This is a genomic window from Streptomyces sp. FH025 (assembly GCF_017427025.1).
Taxonomy (GTDB): Bacteria; Actinomycetota; Actinomycetes; order Streptomycetales; family Streptomycetaceae; genus Kitasatospora.
On sequence record NZ_JAFLNG010001085.1, the window covers coordinates 1 to 1678 of the forward strand.

The 1678-nt window shown below is 73.3% G+C and carries 1 protein-coding gene; it reads left to right on the forward strand.

Features of this window, described 5'->3' with window-relative positions:
- A partial coding sequence (locus J0670_RS37515) for a beta-ketoacyl reductase (RefSeq protein WP_207817248.1) occupies window positions 1–1678 on the forward strand: 1678 nt, incomplete at both ends.

Genomic DNA, 1678 nt, shown 5'->3' on the forward strand with positions numbered 1-1678 from the left:
GCGAGGGCGTCTCGGTGACGCTGGCCGACACTGCGGGCGAACTGGTGGCGTCCGTGGACTCGTTGGTGCTGAGGGCTGCCTCGGCCGAGGACCTGGCGGGCGGCGCGGGTTCCGCGCGCGAGTCGATGTTCGGGGTGGAGTGGGTCCCCGTTGCCGTCGCGGACACGGGGGAGACGGACGACCGCTGGGCCGTGCTCGGGGAGGAACTGCCGGGCGCCGAGGCGTACCCGGACCTGGCGGCGCTGTCGGCGGCTGTCGAGGTGGGTGAAGCCGCTCCCGAGGTCGTGGTGGCGCGGGTCGCGCCCAAGTCGGGCGCCGAGGATGTTCCGGGCGTGGCACGCGCTGTCGCGGTCGGTGTGCTGGAGTTGGTGCAGGAGTGGCTGGCCGCGGATGCGCTGTCCGGGTCGCGGTTGGTGGTGGTGACCGAACGGGCGGTGGACGCCGGCCCCGGAGCGCTGGTGGAGGTCACGGCGGCGCCTGTCTGGGGTCTTGTCCGAGCCGTTCAGGCGGAGAACCCCGGGCGCATACTGCTGGCGGACCTGCCGGACCTCTCCGCCGCCGAGGTCGTGGAGTGGTTGCGGGCGGGTGTGGCGTCCGGTGAGTCGCAGTTCGCGGTGCGGGCCGGTCTGGTGCGGGTGCCGCGTCTGGTGCGGGTGTCGTCGGTGCCGGAGGTCCCGGTGGGTGCCGGGGAGCGTGTGGGCACGGTGCTGGTCACGGGTGCCTCGGGGGCGCTGGGTGGCCTGGTCGCCCGGCACCTGGCGGCGACCGGGCGGGCGGAGCGGCTGCTGCTGGTCTCGCGCCGCGGCATCGATGCCGCCGGGATGCCGGAACTGGCGGACGAGCTGAAGGAGTTGGGTGTCGAGGTCGTGGTGGCGGCGTGTGATGTCGCCGACCGGGGTGAACTCGCGGACGTCCTGGCGGGCGTGTCGTTGACGGGTGTCGCCCATGTGGCGGGAGTCCTCGATGACGGGGTCTTCGCTTCGATGACCGCGGAGCGGTTGGAAGCCGTGATGCGGCCGAAGGCCGACGCCGCGTGGAACCTGCACGAGCTCACCCGGGACATGGACCTGGACATGTTCGTCGTGTTCTCCTCGATCGCAGGTGTGATCGGCAACGCCGGTCAGGCCAACTACGCGGCGGGCAACACCTTCCTGGACGCCCTGGCCGCCCACCGCCGCCACCTCGGCCTGCCCGCGGTGTCGCTGGCATGGGGCCCGTGGGAGCACGGCATGGCCGGTGGCCTGACGGAGGCGGACCGTCGGCGGATGGCTCGCCAGGGGCTGCGTCCGCTGTCCGACGCGGCTGGCCTCGCGGTGCTGGATGTGGCGGTCGGTCGGCCCGAAGCGCTGCTCGTGGCAGCGGAGTTGGACCTTCCCGCCCTGCGGCGTTCCGGTGAGGTCCCGGCACTCCTGTCCGGCCTGGTTCGCGGATCACGTGTCGGCGGGTCCGCGCGCCGGTCGGTCGCGGAGCGCGGCGTTGACGGTCGGAACGCGCTGGCCGCGCGGCTGGCGGTGCTGAGTGCGGAGGAACGACTCGACGCCGTGCGGGAGTTGGTTCTGTCGCAGGCGGCCCTGGTGCTGGGCATGGCCGGGCCGGGCAGCCTGGACGCGGAGCGGTCCTTCCGTGACGTCGGTTTCGAGTCCCTCACCGCCGTCGAACTGCGCAACCGGCTGAACGA